We start from the raw sequence: 524 nt of genomic DNA, 5'->3' as shown, positions 1-524 counted from the left end.
GATACCATTCGTATCGTCGGCAGCGCAGTGCCGGTAGTCACGTCAAGCTTCAAGTCTGGGATGAGTAGCCTCAAGGCTTTATCTGCGGGTAGCACGGTTGGGATGCTTGCCACGGCGGCGAGAGGCGGCGACCCGATTGCCGAGTTGAGTAAAGCGGTCGCGGAACAAAAGCGCGATGCGGACGCAGCAGAAGCAAAGATCAAACCCTTTTTGGCGATGCAGTTAGGGGCAACGCGCATCGCGCTGGAAAAGAAAATTGCTGCGCGCAAGCAGATCGCAGAAACCGAAGGTGTCGGCGTGCCTGGTTCAGGAGGCAAGAAGGCCAACTTCAACACCGCCGGCGAAGATGGCTCCGTGCAGGCCGGCGCCGACAAGGCAGCACGGGAGGCAGCGCGAATTGCAAAACTCGGCACCACGGGCAAGCTCAAGACCATCGAGGATGCGTATGCGGCAGAGCGCAGCCAAATTGCCTTCCACGCCCAGTACATGCAGGAAGAGCGCAATCAGGACCTGATCAGCCTGGA

At 59.4% G+C, this 524-nt stretch carries 1 protein-coding gene; it reads left to right on the top strand.

Translation table 11 applies throughout. The annotated features are described in order from the left end of the window. Positions 1-524, top strand: a 524-nt coding sequence (locus tag ACP7BZ_RS23025) for a hypothetical protein (RefSeq protein WP_426117533.1), incomplete at both ends; no start/stop codon positions are given.

It is taken from the genome of Massilia sp. PWRC2 (assembly GCF_049896725.1).
Taxonomy (GTDB): Bacteria; Pseudomonadota; Gammaproteobacteria; order Burkholderiales; family Burkholderiaceae_D; genus JAFCUW01.
This window is presented reverse-complemented; position numbering and strand designations above follow the sequence as displayed.